Source organism: Streptomyces sp. NBC_01750 (genome assembly GCF_035918095.1).
GTDB lineage: Bacteria > Actinomycetota > Actinomycetes > Streptomycetales > Streptomycetaceae > Streptomyces.
The window spans coordinates 450185-466538 of the sequence record NZ_CP109137.1; the positions used below are offsets into that span (position 1 = coordinate 450185).

Sequence of the window (16354 nt, forward strand, 5' to 3'; positions counted from 1 at the left end):
AATCCCCAGGCGAGCGAATCCGTTCGATGCAGCGTTCGGGATCGTGGCACCATGTGCGGCATGACGACGAACCGAAGGGTCCATGTCGCGTAGGCGGCCAGGACACGTCCGGGCCGGGATCTCCCGTCACCGGGCACGAGATGCAAAGCCAGTCATCGACGGCCTGTCCTCGCGTGCACTGTCCGAGATCATCCGTCTCGAGCGCACCCGCAACTATCTGCAGCCAGGAGACGTCAGCGGGGCCGTGCGCCTCTGGGAGGACTACGTCCACCGTCCCGAGCGCGAGCTGTGGCACGACTACGAGTGGGGCAACGTGCACTGGTACTGCTGCGGCAATCCTCTCGAAGCCCGCGCTCTCCTCGGCACCGTGATGCAGGCCATGTCACGTCGAAGCGCCCGCGAACTCCGGCAGATCATCGGGCGGTTCGACGCGGTCTGGAACCAACCGTCGCCGCCGTACGCCGCAGGCGGATGCCAAGGAACAAGCTCAGTTCCATGACCTCGGCCCGGTCTCCGTGCCATGTCCGATGTCAATCGTGAACAGAGTGCTCATCGGCGCCCTCCCCGTCGCATCGGCTGTCGGCATGCGGACGACCGTGCGCAGTTGGCGGCGATTCGTCCCCGTTTCCCTTCCTCGCATCCTTCGCAAGAAAGCCGTAACCCTGCAGGCACCCGAGTACAACCCGGGGACCGTGCAACGCCGTTCCACCGTCAACCCGGAGCCGCCCTGCCTTTGAGCTGACAGGCGCGATCGTGGCCCGGCAGGTGCGGGACGCTCGTCCCGCGGACCCAGGGTACGAATCAGCCGAGGGAGGCGCTTCAGCCGCGGGAGGCGCTGTCGCTCGTTGCCGTCGCGCGCGATGCGTTCGATCGTCCGGCAGCCGCTGCTGAGGCCGGTTCCTCCGGGGTGCACGTGACCTTGTCGCGAGGCGTGTAGTGGGTCTTGAAGTCTTCGCGCTTGACTTCCCGGCCGCCCTGCACGAAGACGCGGCCGACGGAAACGTCGAACCCTTCGAGTGGGCTCTGGACTTCGCACTGCGGGCCGCTGCCCGTGCGCGTGCCCGGCGGCGTGATGTTGGTGCGCGGCCCCTTGGTCGCACGTATCTCGTCATACTTCTTCGTGCCCAGGAAAGTGATGGTCACCGACGTGTCAGTGGATTCGGCCTTGATGTAGAGGGCGTGACCGGAATCGTTGATCCAGCGGAGGTCGAGGGTGCCCCACGCGACCGTGGCCTCGCGGCCTTCGGGGTAGCGCTCGATGTAGAAGGAGTGGGCGCCGTGCTCCACGGGCTTGACGCCCGCGAAGAAAATGGCGTTGAACATGGTGGTGGCGACTGCGGAGACGCCGCCACCGGGCGACTTCACGTACTGACCGTTGTTGATCATGATGCCGTCTACGAAGCCGTTGTCCTTCGTGCGCTCGCCCACCGTGCGGTTGAGGCTCCACTCATGTCCGGGGAGGACCACCGAGCCGTTGATGAGCTCCACCGCGCGACCGATGTTGGTGCTGCGGTAGGGGGCGGCCGGGAAGGCGACGGTGAAGGAGGAGACCTTCTCCTTGATGCCGAGCCGCTGCACCGATGCACTCGTGAACTTCGGCTGGACCTCCGCGGAGGCGATCTCGCCGGTGCGGGCCGGTCCGGAGCGCGTCAGCAGGGGTACCACAGCCTCGCCGAGCGCCTTCGCGGTGACGTGCCGCCCCACACTGCTGTCCTGGGCCACCACCACGCGGTCGTCGCCGTCGAGACGGAGCTCGGCGTCCCGAGGCCCCTGGGAGGCGTCGCGCACCGGACGGGAGACAGCGGGGTCGGCGAACAGACCCTTGGAGTCGAGGCTCGGCGCGAGGCGGTTTCGGCCGACGGGCTTCATCGTCAGATGCCTGCCGAGCGTGGTGGGGGCCATGGCTATGCGTTTGTCGGCAAGGGTCAGCGTGACGGGGCCGGACATCGCGGGCTGCGCGAACTCCTTCATGGCCCGCTCGGTCTCCTGCGGGCCGATGTGCGGCTGCGTCTGCCGTACCGGCATCACGACGGGAGCGGCATGCGTCGTGCGGAGGTAGCCGTCACGGATGGTGTCCAGGGCCTTGTCCGCGATCACGGCGACGCCGGTGACCGGAGGGACGGCCTTCGCTCGGCCCTTCTCGAACGATATCGACCCGTCCCGCACCTGCCGCTCGGTGGCCGCGGCGACACGGTTGATCCCCGCCCGGCTCTTGTGCGCGTCCACGCGTACCGCCGGCTCGACGTCCCGGCCGCCGGAGGCGAAGAGCCTGCCGATCGCCGTCACCGGGTCGGATCCTGCGCTCGCGGCACGGTTGACGGTCGCTGCAGTGTCGAGGGACAGCCCGAGCGCGCCGGGATCAGCCATCTCGGTTCGGTCACCTATCTTCAACGCGACCGGTGCCGCGAAGACCGGCCCGAGCTTTCGGTGCAGGACCTGCTGGGCCTCCGCCCGGCCCATTCCGCCGATGTCGACACCGCGCACCCTTGTGCCCTCGGCTATGTCGTCGCCGGCCACGAGCCCAGCGACGTAGAGGCCACCCAATCCGAGCACGACAGCCCCACCGGCGGCGGGCAGAACCATCCGCCAGTTGACGGTTCTGCTGCGTTCGCGTCCCATGTCTCTCCCTGTAGCGCCGACGGGCCCGAAAAAAGGTGCGTTTGGCCAGCCAGAGCCCGACCTGCACAAGCGAATTCGCACAGAATAGTCCACAAAATGGACGAAATCGGAGAAATGTAATTTCCGTCACGATCGAGGAATGCGGGGTCGCGTCGGGCCCGGGATGTCGTCCTCACCACCCCACCGGATCGACAACACCCCCGCGGATCGACCACCTCAGGCACTACGGTGCTCGACACCGGTGAGATCCCTGTCTTCCCGGGCCTGGATGTCGGCAAGGGCGGCCGCCACGTCCGTGGCCTGACCGCGGCAGGGCAAGACCGTCCCGTCCATGACAAACAGCTGCCCGACAGCGAACCGAGACTGCGGGTCGTGATCGACGAGCACGCGGCCACGTTCGGCCGCGTGCTCGTCATCGTGGGCCGGCCCTCCTCGATCGGCGCCCGGCCGCCGCGAAGGCCTCGGTCAGGTGCCGATGTAGGCCGCGAGGTGCTCGCCGGTGAGGGTGGAGCGGGCGGCGACGAGGGCGGCGGGTGTGCCCTCGAAGACGATCCGGCCGCCGTCGTGGCCGGCGCCGGGGCCGAGGTCGATGATCCAGTCGGCGTGCGCCATGACCGCCTGGTGGTGCTCGACGACGATGACCGACTTGCCGGAGTCGACGAGCCGGTCGAGCAGGCCGAGCAGCTGCTCGACGTCGGCGAGGTGGAGGCCGGCGGTCGGCTCGTCGAGGACGTAGACCCCGCCCTTCTCGGCCATGTGCGTGGCCAGCTTGAGCCGCTGCCGCTCACCGCCGGACAGCGTGGTGAGCGGCTGGCCGAGGCTGAGGTAACCGAGCCCGACGTCGGCGAGCCGGCCGAGGATGCGGTGCGCGGCCGGCGTGCGCGCCTCGCCCGCGCCGAAGAACTCCTCGGCCTCGGTCACCGACATCGCGAGCACCTCGCTGATGTCGCGGCCGCCGAGGTGATGGTCAAGGACCGATGCCTGGAACCGCCTGCCCTCGCACTCCTCACAGGTGGTGGCGACGCCGGCCATCATCGCCAGGTCGGTGTAGATGACGCCGGCGCCGTTGCAGTTGAGGCAGGCGCCCTCGGAGTTGGCGCTGAACAGCGCCGGCTTCACGCCGTTGGCCTTCGCGAACGCCTTGCGGATCGGCTCGAGCAGTCCGGTGTACGTGGCCGGGTTGCTCCGCCTGGAGCCACGGATCGCGCGCTGGTCGACCGACACCACACCCTCGCCGGCGGGGATCGACCCGTGCACGAGCGAGCTCTTGCCGGAGCCGGCGACGCCGGTGACGACGGCAAGCACCCCGAGCGGGATGTCGACGTCGACGCCCTGCAGGTTGTGTGCAGTCGCGCCGCGGATCTCCAGATTGCCGGTGGGCGTCCGCACCGTCTCCTTGAGGACGGCCCGGTCGTCGAAATGGCGGCCGGTGACAGTGCCGCCGGCCCGCAGCCCCTCGACGGTGCCCTCGAAGCAGACGGTGCCGCCCGCGGTACCTGCGCCGGGGCCGAGGTCGACGACGTGGTCGGCGATCGCGATCGTCTCCGGCTTGTGCTCTACGACGAGCACCGTGTTGCCCTTGTCCCGCAGGCGGAGGAGCAGGCCGTTCATCCGCTGGATGTCATGGGGGTGCAGGCCCGTGGTGGGCTCGTCGAAGACGTAGGTGACGTCGGTGAGCGAGGAGCCGAGGTGGCGGATCATCTTGACGCGCTGCGCCTCGCCGCCCGACAGCGTGCCCGAGGGCCGGTCGAGCGAGAGGTAGCCGAGGCCGATCTCCACGAACGAGTCGAGCGTCTCCCCCAGCGCCGTCAGGAGCGGTGTGACGGACGGTTCGTCCAGATTCCGCACCCACTCGGCGAGGTCGCTGATCTGCATCGCGCAGGCGTCGGCGATGCTGATCTTCTTGATCTTCGACGACCGGGCCGCCTCGCTGAGCCGGGTGCCGTCGCAGTCGGGGCAGATGGTGAAGGTGACCGCCCGCTCCACGAAGGCGCGGATGTGCGGCTGCAGCGCATCGACGTCCTTGGCCAGCATCGACTTCTGCAGCTTCGGGATCAGGCCCTCGTACGTCAGGTTGATGTTGTCGACCTTGATCTTGGTCGGTTCCTTGTAGAGCAGGTTGTGGAGCTCGGTCTTGGTGTACTTGCGGATCGGCTTGTCCGGGTCGAGGAAACCGGAGCCGCCGTAGATCCGGCCGTACCAGCCGTCGATGCTGTAGCCGGGGATCGTGAGCGCACCCTCGTTGATCGACTTGCTGTCGTCGTAGAGCTGGGTGAGGTCGATGTCGGTGACCGAGCCCCGGCCCTCGCAGCGCGTGCACATGCCGCCGGTGCGGGAGTAGGTCCGCTTCTCGGCCTTGGTCTTGCCGGCGCCGCGTTCGACCGTGATCGCACCGCTCCCCTGGATCGAGGCGACGTTGAAGGAGAACGCGCCCGGCGAGCCGATGTGCGGCTTCCCGAGCCGGCTGAAGAGGATGCGCAGCATCGCGTTGGCGTCGGTGGCGGTGCCGACCGTGGAGCGGGGATCGGCGCCCATCCGCTGCTGGTCGACGATGATCGCGGTCGTCAGCCCATCGAGTACGTCGACCTCGGGCCGTGCCATCGTCGGCATGAACCCCTGTACGAAGGTGCTGTAGGTCTCGTTGATCAGCCGCTGCGACTCCGCGGCGATCGTGCCGAACACCAGCGAGCTCTTGCCCGAGCCGGAGATGCCGGTGAACACGGTGAGGCGGCGCTTCGGGATCTCGACACTGACGTCCTTGAGGTTGTTCACACGCGCGCCGTGCACGCGGATCAGATCGTGGCTGTCGGCATCGTGCAGCGCAGGCGATTGCGTGTCGGTCCTCGTGGCTATGCTCATCGTGTCTCCATCTGTGAGGCGGGGCCGCCTGCGCGGTCTCCGTGCGTCGCCTGGCTCGATCTAACCAGCTTCGAGCAGTACGTCTGGTCTTCTTCGCTTCGGCCCGTGAAGCCTCGGGGCCCCGGCCACGCGGCGTGCCCGCCGAGGCGTCGGACCAACCAGCGGCCGACGCGCATCGGCTCGCGGTCGGGCAGCTCGTTCTCCTCGCGCCGGACCTGGATGCGGCGCGAGGAGATGCGGAACCAGCGCTACCGCGCGGCCGGCACACGCGGGTCGAAGCCGGCGTGCACGACGAACCGGTGGTCACCCGCTGCTGCGGCAGCCCGCCGATCTCGAGGACGCCAACTTCGCCTCGATCATGGAGACGTCGCGGGTGTGGCCCAGCCGCCGAGCCGGCCACGCAGACATCGATGCCGTGCGTGAGCCGATGCCCGGTGTCGCGACGCTCAGCGCGGGAGCGGGCGGACGGCACTCATCGGTCCTGAAGCAGCCCGAGGACGTTGCCATCGGGGTCGGTGACGGTGGCCACCAGGCGGCCGCCACCGACGTCGTGCGCGGGCTCCTTCACGGTGGCACCCGCGGCGATCACCTCGGCCAGCTTCGCCTCGAGGTCCGGCACGTGCCAGTAGGCCACCGGTGAGGTCATGCCCTGCGGTCCACCGCCCGGCACCAGCCCGATGTGCTGGCCCGCGGCCTCGAAGCCGACGTAGTAGGACTCGTCGGTCTGCGGCGGTACGCCGAGCAGGGCCGCGTACACCTCCTTGGCCGCCGCCAGGTCGGAAACGGGATGCAGCACGGTCTTGATTCCCTGGGTGGAAGAGCCGGTCATGGTCACTCCTGAAGTCGTGGGTCTGATCGGGATTTGTCTGGCTCAAAGACGAACGGGAAGTCCGGAAATCGACAGCCCGATCGCCCCGGATCGCGAGTTCGCCGTTGGCCGTTGGCCGTTCGTCTTAACCGGGCCCAGCCCGGATAGGAAGGAGGACCACGGGGACCACCTCCGGGCGGTCGCGATGGAAGGCCAGGGATGCGTCCGGGGCGTCGTGGGGGAGGAAGTTCGCGTGAATGGTGATGTCCATGGCGAGCACGCTAGCCGCGGCTCGGGTGACCGCGCTTCTCGATTCCTGACCGGTCCGGTCACCTGAGACGATCACCGCGATCCACACCCCGTGACGAGGAGGCCGCCGCAGAGATCAGCTGCCCGACAGCTTCTCCTGCAGCCAGTCGAAGACGACCTCGCAGTGCTGCTGCGGGGCCATCGGGGAGCAGTGCAACTGCGCGCCGGTGGCCGTGGTGAGCTTCACGTAGTCCTTGGGAGCCGTCAGCTTGTCGAACATCTGGCGCGGCTGGCCGGGATAGAACTGCTCGTAGTCGTAGTCCAGGACAAGCGTGGGCATCTTGATGCGGCCTACGACGCTCGTGATGTCCAGCGACTCGATGAGTTTGGCGGGGGTGTAGAAGTCGGTGAACATTTTGCCCTCGCGGGCGTCGAGCATCGCCGGCACGGAGAAGGGTTCGATGCGCTTCTTCATCGTCGCGGCCACGGACGGAGGCAGCTCGGGGACGACCTCCTTGTTCCAGATGTCGTTGGTCTCCTCCTTGTTCGGGGTGAGGATCTCCCGGATCTGGGGAGGGAAGCCCAGCCAGGGCGCGAGCACGCCGGGCATCGCCACCAGAGCGGCGATCCTGTTCTCGAAGGCCGCGGCCCGGGGGGCCAGGTTCCCTGCCATGCTCAGCCCGGTCAGGGCGATCTTGCCGGTGTCCACGTCCGAGCGGGCGGCCAGCCAGTTGACGAGCGGCGTGACAACGGTCTCCCAGCGTGGCGTGAAGACCACGTGGTCTACAAAGAGCAGCTGCCCCTGGCCGGGCCCGTCGTACACGAGGGCGTTCCAGCCGCGTTCCAGAGCGGCGGCGACGCCGTAGGTCCACATGTCAACGTTCTGTCCGTCGCTGCCGTTCGTGAGGATCACGGTGGGGCGCCGCTCGCCCGAGTCGTCCGGCCGGAAGAACCACACAGGCAGCGGGGTCTTCCCGTACGGAATGTTGGCCGTCACGGGAGCCGGGTCGCACAACCCGCAGAACTTGTCCCAAGCGCCACGTCCGGCCTTGTACAACTGCTCCTCGCTGCCGGGGTCGTCGGAGCCGAGGACGAAGAAAAGTGCCTGCCCGTAGTACTGGGCGGCCCGCAGCGCACGGAAGCGTGTGGTCTGCGTCCCGGGCTTGCTGCCCTCGGGCGTCTCCATCAGCTCATCGCCGAGTTCCTTGAAGGTCTCGGAGTACGTCTGCGCGGAGACGCCGGCCTTGTTGATCGTGTTCACGGCAGTGAGCACCTCGCCCACCTCAGCCGCGCCGTAGCCGGATCCGCCGAGCGCGAGGAGTCCGTTGAAGTTGAAGCCCGGGTTTTTGAAGAGCGTCATCACACCGGGCGTGGGACCGCTCGCCGAGGCGGAGGCCGACGCCGTGGAACTGGGGGTGCGGGCCTGCGCGGGAGTCCCGCTGGACGGGGTACACCCAGCGGTCATCAGAGCGCCGGCCCCTCCGACGAGCCCGCCAAGCGCGGTGCGGCGCGTGGGGCCGGATGTGCGATCACCCGATGCGTATGTCATGTCAACCGAACGTACGCGCCGCGCCTCCTCGCCTGTCTGCGCAACACCCGCCGTTCCCCTGAACGGCGCTTCCCACAGTCCCAGCCTCGACCAGGCTCAAGGGTTGTCCCGTAACTGAAAGGCGCTCCGACACAACCCACCCAGCCCCAAGCCGACCTGGCGGAGTTCTGCTAGGCGCCGAATCGTTGGGCGGCGGCGCGCAGCCGCTTGCCCCGCTTGCCCGTCACCACCTTGACCGGGATCAGGACCGCCCACCACAGCTTCGCGCCCATCGGGGAGACGAAGGCGAGCGGCACGGCGACGGCGAAGACCAACACCGTCGACGCCAGATCGGCCATATCGTTGCGCGCGACGGGAGCTGGCATCGCCGCGCTACCCAGCCACGGGCGCTTCCACAGTGCGACCGTCAGCGCGAGCTGTGTGGCACCCATGGCCGCGACGGCGCCGGAGTAGACGGCCACAGACTGCGGCAGGTCCCCGTACTCGGCCAGCAGGGTGGTAGGGAAAGGCATCAGCGCGATCAGCCCCAGGCTCAGCAGCCCGAGCCTGATGACCGTCCCATCAACGTCCCGCGCGTACCGGAAGACCTGGTGGTGACCCCGCCAGAACGCAGCGATAACGAGAAAGCTGAGGGCGTACGCCCACAGGTTGGGCGTCACATCCCCCAGCGCCTGCTCGAAACCGGCGGGGTCCAGCCCGGTGGGCAGCGTGATGTCCAACGCCAGCAGCGTCATCGCGATGGCGAACACGCCGTCCGACAGCGCGAGGAGTCGGGTCGCGCTCCCCTCGTTGTCCCGCACTCGCTGATGGCCGTCCACAACACCCCACCCTAGGATCAAATGCCCAGAAATGCTCAGATTGACCCTTCGAACTGCTGAGCCGCCCGCCGCACTTCGTAGCCCGGTCGATGGCCTGGAGGTTCCGCAGCATCGAAACCTGTCACCGGATGCCCGTGGTCCACACAGCGCCTACTCGGTGAGGGTCCTCAGGACGCGCGGACCGGATGCACCCATCTGCGACGCTCGCAGAAGTAGCCCCTCGCCGCCGGTACACGAGCCCGGCCGCACGGCAGTTGGCCGGACATCGCTGAGCGATCCGGCCACACAGGGCGAAGTCACGACGACCACACCGTCTTTGTGATCTGGTCACTGACGGCAAGTCTCGGACTGGCCGGCGGCACGTGCTGTGAGCGCAAGGGAGAACGGACAGGCATGCAGCATGCATCGCCGGTGGGACACAGGCTGCCGTCGATCTGCCGCTGACTGTTGACAGTCTCGGATTTGTAACGGTGAGGCGTGGAACCTGCGTGGACTCGTACGCTGACCGCCTTCGGCCGTTGTAGCCGCGCTTGGACAGAGGAACGCCGCATTGTGTCTGACACACCCCCGAGGTCGGCTGAACAACCAATCCCCGTCCTGGGCACGAAACTTCGGCAGAAGGATGTCAGCGTGGCCAGCCGTAGGGTGCCCACTCAGTGGTGGGTCGCGGTGATCCTCGTGGCAGCAGTTCTCGCGCTCATCACCACCGTTGCCATCCGGGAAACCGGTGGCGATCAGCCGGTATCGGCGACACCAGGGACATCCGCTTCGCCGCCGAACACTGCGGATGGCGGCGCGCCCACCGAGCCTCAGGCCGAAGAAGGCGCAACGGTGCCGAGTTCCGGACCACCATATGTATCGGTTCCGGATTTCAGCTCTACCTCAGCACGCGACGCGGCGTTCGTCGGTGATGTCGCCCAGTTTTCTACTTGGCCCAGCGGCACTGAGTCGTACGGCGCCATGTCGTCCGCCCCTGGCGGGGGCGACATCTCCGCCTTCCGCAAAGCCGTGATCAGGGATGCAGAGTCCGTCTGTGATGCGCTCATCGGCGGAACGGACATGAATGAGGTGCCTGATGGTGTTGGGCTGGCGCTCACCGACCCAATCGACCAGGCCGCTTTCATCGTGGAGGCGGTCACCTTCTACTGCCCGGATCAGATGGCCGCAGCGACCAACGGTGTCTACAGCAAGCCGGTGGCAACCAAGCAGAGTGAAGACTGCCCGACCACCTCCGTCTTGAAGGTGACGGCCGCAATCGGGGATCAGTCGGACTCCGATGACAACATTCAAACGGCCGCATACACACTAGAGGTCCGTAACACCTCCTCATATGAAGTACGTGCCCAACTCCAGCAGCGCTGGTTCGCCGATGGGTTTACAGACAACGAGTGGGGGTCGTTCGGCGACGTGATAGCGGACCAGGTCGTCACTATCAAGGCGGGTGAAACATTCACCTACGAGGGAGAACAGACCGGTATTTACCGCTGGAACCGCACCAAGGTACGTGTCCAACCAGGGGAATTCGTCTTCTTCGGATGTGGCTATCAGCCCGGCCCGGGTGCCGCCACAGAGGGATAATCCGGCTCTTGGTAGATCAGCCTGGGTCGGCTCGTTCGGCTGATCGGGATTGGTCGACGGACGCCGGTAGGGGCGGTGCCGTCTGCGGCGAGCAGGATCCGGATCCTGTAGTTGGTGAAGTTGCGGAAGCCGTGGGCGAGTCGGCGGGTCTTCTCGATGACGCCGTCGATGGCTTCGGTACCGCCGTTGGACATGCCTCCGGTGTCGGAGTAGGCAAGGATCTCAGTGCGCCACTGGCGTAGCGGCGGCGGCCTTCGGCCGACGGCGGGGCTGGTGGCGGCGTCGGACTCGGCGTCCAGCACCACCAGACCCTGTCCGCCGTCGGCGTCAGGATGGCGGGTGACGTCGAGGACGTGCATGCCCTTCACGCCGAACAACTCATCGGTCCGAGCGCATCCGAGCACACCACGACGCGCCAGGACCACACCCAGTGACGCACGCGAGGCCTTCTCCTGATTCAGTTGCCTGGTCGCTGCTGATCTTGGAAGACCTCGCTCCGTCTCACCCTCGCGCCACGCCGTGGACCCGGACACCGCGAGACGGCTCCCCCAGGCTCATCCACGAGAGCCAAAAAAGTCGGAGGCGATGTCGAGAACCCGTGGCTGGCTCCGTCCCCGCAATGAACGCGACCACAATGGGTCGCACCAGCTCCGAGGAGAAACACGATGGCCAAGTACTTGCTGCTCAAGCACTACCGCGGCGCCCCGGCTGCGGTCAACGACGTGCCCATGGACCAGTGGACGCCGGAGGAGATCTCGGCCCACATGCAGTACATGCAGGACTTCGCGGACCGGCTCGAGAAGACCGGCGAGTTCGTCGACGGTCAGGCGCTCGCCCCCGAGGGGACGTTCGTCCGGTACGACGGCGAGGGCCGCCCGCCGGTCACCGACGGCCCGTTCGCCGAGACAAAGGACCTCATCGCCGGTTGGATGGTGATCGACGTCGACAGCTACGAGCGCGCCGTCGAGCTGGCCGGGGAACTGTCCGCCGCTCCTGGGGCGGGCGGGAAGCCGATCCACGAGTGGCTCGAGCTGCGCCCGTTCCTTACCGCGCCGCCCACCATCACGGAGTGACCTCTTCGATGAACGAGCTCCTGCTCCGGAGCCTCACTCCGAGCGTGCTCGGAATCCTCGTCCGCCGCGGAGCCGACTTCGCGGCGGCCGAGGACGCCGTGCAGGACGCGCTGGTCGAGGCGGTCCGCGTCTGGCCGGCCGACCCGCCGCGGGACCCGAAGGGCTGGCTTGTCACCGTGGCCTGGCGCCGTTTCCTCGACGCGACCCGCGCCGACGCCGCTCGCCGCCGGAGAGAGGACCGCGTCGACGAGGAACCGCCACCCGGCCCCTCACCGGCGGCGGACGACACACTCCAGCTCTACTTCCTGTGCGCCCACCCGTCACTCACGCCGTCGTCCGCGGTCGCGCTCACGCTGCGCGCCGTGGGCGGGTTGACCACCCGCCAGATCGCCCAGGCCTACCTGGTCCCCGAGGCGACCATGGCGCAGCGCATCAGCCGGGCCAAGCGCACCGTCTCCGGCGTGCGGTTCGACCAGCCCGGCGACGTCGCCACCGTGCTGCGCGTCCTCTACTTGGTCTTCAACGAGGGCTACTCCGGCGACGTCGACCTCGCCGCCGAGGCCATCCGGCTCACCCGGCAGCTCGCGGCCGCGATCGACCACCCCGAGGTGGCGGGGCTGCTCGCACTCATGCTGCTCCACCACGCCCGGCGCGCCGCCCGGACCGCGCCCGACGGCAGCCTGGTGCCGCTCGCCGAGCAGGACCGCGGCCGGTGGGACACTGAGTCGATCGCCGAGGGCGTCGAGATCCTCCAGGCGGCTCTCGCCCGCGACCGGCTGGGCGAGTTCCAGGCCCAGGCCGCCATCGCGGCACTCCACGCTGACGCGCCCACCGCCGAGGAGACTGACTGGGTGCAGATCGCCGAGTGGTACGACGAGCTCGCGCGCCTGACCGACAGCCCGGTCGTCCGGCTCAACCGCGCGGTGGCCGTCGGCGAGGCCGACGGACCCCGCGCGGGCCTGGCAGCGCTCGCGGCGCTGGAGGACTCACTGCCCCGCCACGCCGCGGTGGCGGCGTACCTCCACGAGCGCGACGGCGACCTGGCGACGGCGGCACGGCTGTACGCCGAGGCGGCCCAAAAAGCACCCAACCTCGCCGAGCGCGACCACCTGACGCGCCAGGCCGCCCGGCTCAACGCCCGCCGGTGCCGCTGACGGGTCGCGCTCGGATCCCACCGGATAAGACAAGACGACCTACAAGCGCAGGAGCGAAGTCGAGCGGACGGTCAACGCGCTCAAACACTCACGGGCTGTCGCGACGAGATACGACAAGCGGGCCTACTTCTTCTACGGCACCGTCACCGTCGCAGCAATCCGGCTCTGGCTGCGTTCGTGAACCACCTGCCTGAGATGCGCCGTGCGTTGGCTGAGAACGAAGCCGGTCAGCGCACGCTCCGCCCGGCGGCGTTCGCCTGCCACTCGCGGCCGATGGAGCGCATCAGCGCCGGGTACACCCCGATGTACCTGAAGGGCTTGATGGCGGCCATGTAGAGGGTGCCGAACAGCCCGTTCGGCTTCACCAGGACGGCCATCTGGATCGATTGTGGGCAGCGTCTTCGTCGGCGTTCCACCCCTCGTGGGCGCCACTCGGCGAAGCAGAACCAGAAAGCACAACTTGAAGCCCCGGCAACAAGTCAGGCTTCAGGTCAGACGCTGCGCCGGAGCCCTGCACAGCAATCAGATGAGCGTGCCACCGGAGGCCTCGAGGCGCTGGGCGGTGACGAACGCGTTCCGATCGCTGAGCAAGGACGCGATCACGCCGCCGATGTCGTCCGGCTCACCGACCCGGCCGAGCGCCGCCTCGCTCCCCAACTGCGCCTGATACTCCTCGCTGTCGCGGATCACGCCGCCGGCGAAGTCGGTGGCGATCGGCCCCGGCGCGACGACGTTTGCGGTGATGCCGCGCGGGCCGAGCTCCTTCGCCAGGTAGTGCGTGAACACCTCGATAGCGCCCTTCATGGACGCATAAGCGGCAAAGCCCGGGCGGGTGAACCGGGTCAGCCCGGTAGAGAGGTTGACGATCCGGCCGCCGTCGGCGAGCAGCGGGAGCAGCTGCTGGGTGAGGAAGAAGACGCCTCGGAAGTGGATGCTCATCAGCTGGTCGAAGGTGTCGACCGAGGTCTCCGCGAACGACCCGTAGATGCCGATGCCGGCGTTATTGACCAGGTAGTCGAAGGTGTCCCGGCCCCACCGGTCGGCAAGCGCCGTCCGGACGTCGGCAGCGAACGCGTCGAACGTCTCGACCCGGCCCGTGTCGAGCTGGAAGGCGACGGCCGTGCGGCCGAGCTTCGTCACGGTGTCGACGACGTCCTGCGCCTCGTCGGCGTTCGACCGGTAGGTAATGAGCACGTCGACGCCGTCCTCGGCCAGCCGGAGCGCGGTGTTCTTCCCGAGGCCGCGGTTCGCGCCGGTGATCAAGGCGATTTTGGGCATGGTGGATCTCCTTAGGGCATACCGAAGTTGGCGTGCGGGGAATTCGTGGGTGGGTCAAACGTCGACGCGGTCGCCGATGACCGAGAGCAGCTGCAACTTCTCGTAGCTCTCGGTGCCCGGCACCGCGGTGAAGACCAGCAGGGTCTGCGACTGGTCCGGATCGAGGAGCGTCTGGCACTGCAGTTCGAGGACGCCCAGCTCGGGGTGGCTGATGCGCTTGAACTCGGGATGAGTGGCGCTGATGTCGTGCTCAGCCCAGACCGCGGCGAACTCGGGGCTGACGGCCAGCAGCGCGTCGACGATCGCCGCGGATCGGGAGCCCTTGCCCTCCAGCAGGTAGACGTCCCGCAACTTCGCGGTGAACGCCCGACCGTGGACAGGGTGATCCTCTTCCGGGTAGATCAGCCGCGACCGCGGGTCGGTGTACCAGCGATGGACCGTGCTGCGGTCCATGCCGGTGAACCTGGTCTGGTCGCCGAGCAGGGCCTTGGCCATCCGGGTCTGCCGCAGCGTCTCGCCGAGACGGGTCATGACTTGCGCCGGGGTGTCCTCGAGGCGGTCGAGGATCCGCATCATCCCCGGGTTGATGTGGTCGGTACGCAGGGCACGCTGCGGCGCTGTGTGCCCTGCGATCCGGAACAGGTGATCGCGCTCGTCGAGCGAGAGGTGCAGTCCGCGAGCGATCGCGGCGAGCATCTGCTCGGAAGGGTTCGGTCCGCGCTGCTGCTCTATCCGGCTGTAGTAGTCGGCCGACATGCCGCAGAGGGCTGCGACCTCCTCGCGCCGGAGCCCGCCGGTGCGGCGACGCGGGCCACGCGGGAGTCCGACGTCCTCCGGCCGGAGTGCTTCCCTCCTCGAGCGGAGGAACTCCGCCAGCTGCGCCCGGTCTGCCATGGGTCCTCCTCCCCCTCATCCGGCGGCCCGGTCGGCCGCCGACGTGAACAAGCATGACTCCGACCGCGTCGAACAGTAAGGACGCATTGATCCTGGGATCATTCGTCCCTGCCTGGCGTGACGGTCGCAGTGGCACGCGCACTGCGGCACGATCGTGGCACCGGCGGCCGGCGCGGACGTCCGGGGGCGCGAACACACTGGAGGCTGGTCCGGAGTTACGTGCCGGACCGTGGTCGGCCACTCAGCGGGGGCCAAGCCCTGGGCAAGGCGGCAGTCGGGTTACGGGTCTTGGAGGAAGTCCGCGGAGGGCCGGCTTTGCCCTTCACGGAGGAGCTGCCGATCCAGCTCGTCGAGGGCGAACATCTCGTGCTGTTGGTCCGCCACAGAGGTAATGCCGCTTTGGCTTACTTGGATTCGACCCGTCCGAGCGGGTGGGGGCCGGCCGTCAGCGCGTCACGCGCTGCCTGCCAAGCGGAATGCCCGGGGTAGAGCTGGGTGCGGAGGTAGGCCCAGGTGAGCCGCTGGACCGCAGACACTCGCTCGGGGCTCTCGTCCGTGGTCTCGGCGACGTCGTATCCAGAGACCCCGCCGAGCCCGTGCTCTGCATCAAACAGGGTGAGGAGGGACTTGGGGCCCGGGGAGAGGAAGTACGGATCGGTGTGCCAGTCCGGGCCGCGAACCGTCAGGTGGGCAGAGGCGTCCTTGTCGCCGGCGACCACGAGCGCGGGCGTCGTCATCCTGGAGAAGTCCGTGGTCAAGAAGAAAGAATAATTCTCGGCGACGGACTCGCTGAGGGCATCGCCGCCTCTGCCGGGCGCGGCAAGCAGTACACCCGCCTTGATCCGGGACTCGGCCAGGTTCACTTCCGTTCCGTCGTGCGGATCGGTGAGCCGGGCGCCCAGCAGCAGGCTCGCGGTGTGCCCGCCCATCGAGTGCCCGGCTACGGCGACCTTGCTTCGGTCCAGGCGCCCGAGGAGCTGCGGGACGGCGGCCTCGATCACGTCGAGCTGGTCGAGGATGCGCTTCATGTCCTCGGCCCGCGATCGCCAGTACAGAGGCGCCCCGGGGGTATCGGGATCCAGACTCAGCGTCCTCGAGCTCAGATGGGTGGGCTGGATCACGACGAAGCCGTGTGCCGCCCAGAAGTTGGCGAGGGGGGCGTAGCCGTTCAGTGAGGAGAGGTTGTTCGAGTAGCCCTGACCGTGCGAGAGGAGGATGACCGGCAGGTCGCTCCCGGTCAGGGGCGCGGAGACCCGCACCTCCAGGTCCACGGCTCGGCCGGGAGCTGACAGCACCAACGGGCTGACCGAGAGGACGGGAGTGGGCGAGCTGAAGGTGTCGGCTGTGAAGGTCGATTCACTCATGATGCGTATTTCCATTCAATGGCCTCTGCTGCCGGTCTCATTCGGCCGGCGGCGGGTGAGGCAGTCAGGAGCATCCTGCTTCAGCTACTCTGAAAGCGGAGCGTTGTTCCG

13 protein-coding genes and 3 pseudogenes are annotated in these 16354 nt (G+C 68.0%); 6 read left to right on the forward strand and 10 right to left on the reverse strand.

Annotation, left to right across the window (positions count from 1 at the left end; all coding sequences use genetic code 11):
• Positions 1-82 precede the first annotated feature (82 nt).
• Positions 83-499 carry a hypothetical protein gene (locus tag OG966_RS02030; RefSeq protein ID WP_326647564.1) on the forward strand — a complete coding sequence of 139 codons (417 nt, stop codon included), beginning with the start codon at positions 83-85 and terminating at the stop codon, positions 497-499.
• 320 nt (positions 500-819) lie between these two features.
• Here the strand turns inward: OG966_RS02030 and OG966_RS02035 are convergent, their stop codons facing one another.
• Positions 820-2619, reverse strand: a complete 1800-nt coding sequence (locus OG966_RS02035; protein ID WP_326647565.1) for a VanW family protein — start codon at positions 2617-2619, stop codon at positions 820-822.
• Between the two features lie 228 nt (positions 2620-2847).
• Between OG966_RS02035 and OG966_RS02040 the strand changes: the two are divergent.
• Positions 2848-3069 (forward strand): annotated as a pseudogene (locus tag OG966_RS02040) (IS110 family transposase); the annotation flags it as partial.
• 15 nt (positions 3070-3084) lie between these two features.
• On the opposite strand, the gene OG966_RS02045 reads toward OG966_RS02040, so the two are convergent.
• The 4 genes from OG966_RS02045 to OG966_RS02060 form a co-directional block, all read right to left on the reverse strand.
• Entirely contained in the window at positions 3085-5478 is a 2394-nt protein-coding gene (locus OG966_RS02045; RefSeq protein WP_326647566.1) for an excinuclease ABC subunit UvrA, read from the reverse strand.
• A 472-nt stretch (positions 5479-5950) separates the two neighbouring features.
• A complete protein-coding gene (locus OG966_RS02050) occupies positions 5951-6307 on the reverse strand; it encodes a VOC family protein (protein ID WP_326647567.1) in 357 nt (118 codons plus the stop codon).
• 364 nt (positions 6308-6671) lie between these two features.
• Positions 6672-8000, reverse strand: coding sequence for an alpha/beta hydrolase family protein (locus OG966_RS02055; RefSeq protein WP_326647568.1), 1329 nt, complete (start codon positions 7998-8000; stop codon positions 6672-6674).
• A 254-nt stretch (positions 8001-8254) separates the two neighbouring features.
• Positions 8255-8902 carry a TMEM175 family protein gene (locus OG966_RS02060; protein ID WP_326647569.1) on the reverse strand — a complete coding sequence of 216 codons (648 nt, stop codon included), beginning with the start codon at positions 8900-8902 and terminating at the stop codon, positions 8255-8257.
• Positions 8903-9580: 678 nt separating this feature from the next.
• Between OG966_RS02060 and OG966_RS02065 the strand changes: the two genes are divergently transcribed.
• Entirely contained in the window at positions 9581-10480 is a 900-nt protein-coding gene (locus OG966_RS02065) for a DUF732 domain-containing protein (RefSeq protein WP_326647570.1), read from the forward strand.
• On the opposite strand, the gene OG966_RS02070 is transcribed toward OG966_RS02065, so the two are convergent.
• Positions 10447-10839, reverse strand: coding sequence for a transposase (locus tag OG966_RS02070; protein ID WP_326655051.1), 393 nt, complete (start codon positions 10837-10839; stop codon positions 10447-10449). The genes OG966_RS02065 and OG966_RS02070 overlap by 34 nt on opposite strands.
• 306 nt (positions 10840-11145) lie before the next feature.
• Here OG966_RS02070 and OG966_RS02075 point away from each other — a divergent pair, with 306 nt between their 5' ends.
• The 3 genes and pseudogenes from OG966_RS02075 to OG966_RS02085 all read left to right on the forward strand — a co-directional run.
• Positions 11146-11553 carry a YciI family protein gene (locus OG966_RS02075; protein WP_326647571.1) on the forward strand — a complete coding sequence of 136 codons (408 nt, stop codon included), beginning with the start codon at positions 11146-11148 and terminating at the stop codon, positions 11551-11553.
• Between the two features lie 8 nt (positions 11554-11561).
• Positions 11562-12707, forward strand: a complete 1146-nt coding sequence (locus OG966_RS02080) for an RNA polymerase sigma factor (RefSeq protein WP_326647572.1) — start codon at positions 11562-11564, stop codon at positions 12705-12707.
• A 28-nt stretch (positions 12708-12735) separates the two neighbouring features.
• Positions 12736-12888, forward strand: a pseudogene (locus tag OG966_RS02085) (IS5/IS1182 family transposase); the annotation flags it as partial.
• 46 nt (positions 12889-12934) lie between these two features.
• Here the strand turns inward: OG966_RS02085 and OG966_RS02090 are convergent.
• The 4 genes and pseudogenes from OG966_RS02090 to OG966_RS02105 form a co-directional block, all read right to left on the reverse strand.
• Positions 12935-13087 (reverse strand): annotated as a pseudogene (locus tag OG966_RS02090) (DUF2867 domain-containing protein); the annotation flags it as partial.
• Positions 13088-13229: 142 nt separating this feature from the next.
• Positions 13230-13985, reverse strand: coding sequence for an SDR family NAD(P)-dependent oxidoreductase (locus tag OG966_RS02095; RefSeq protein WP_326647575.1), 756 nt, complete (start codon positions 13983-13985; stop codon positions 13230-13232).
• A gap of 54 nt (positions 13986-14039) precedes the next feature.
• Entirely contained in the window at positions 14040-14879 is an 840-nt protein-coding gene (locus OG966_RS02100) for a helix-turn-helix transcriptional regulator (RefSeq protein ID WP_326647576.1), read from the reverse strand.
• Positions 14880-15283: 404 nt separating this feature from the next.
• A complete protein-coding gene (locus OG966_RS02105; protein WP_326647577.1) occupies positions 15284-16243 on the reverse strand; it encodes an alpha/beta hydrolase family protein in 960 nt (319 codons plus the stop codon).
• Between the last annotated feature and the right edge of the window lie 111 nt (positions 16244-16354).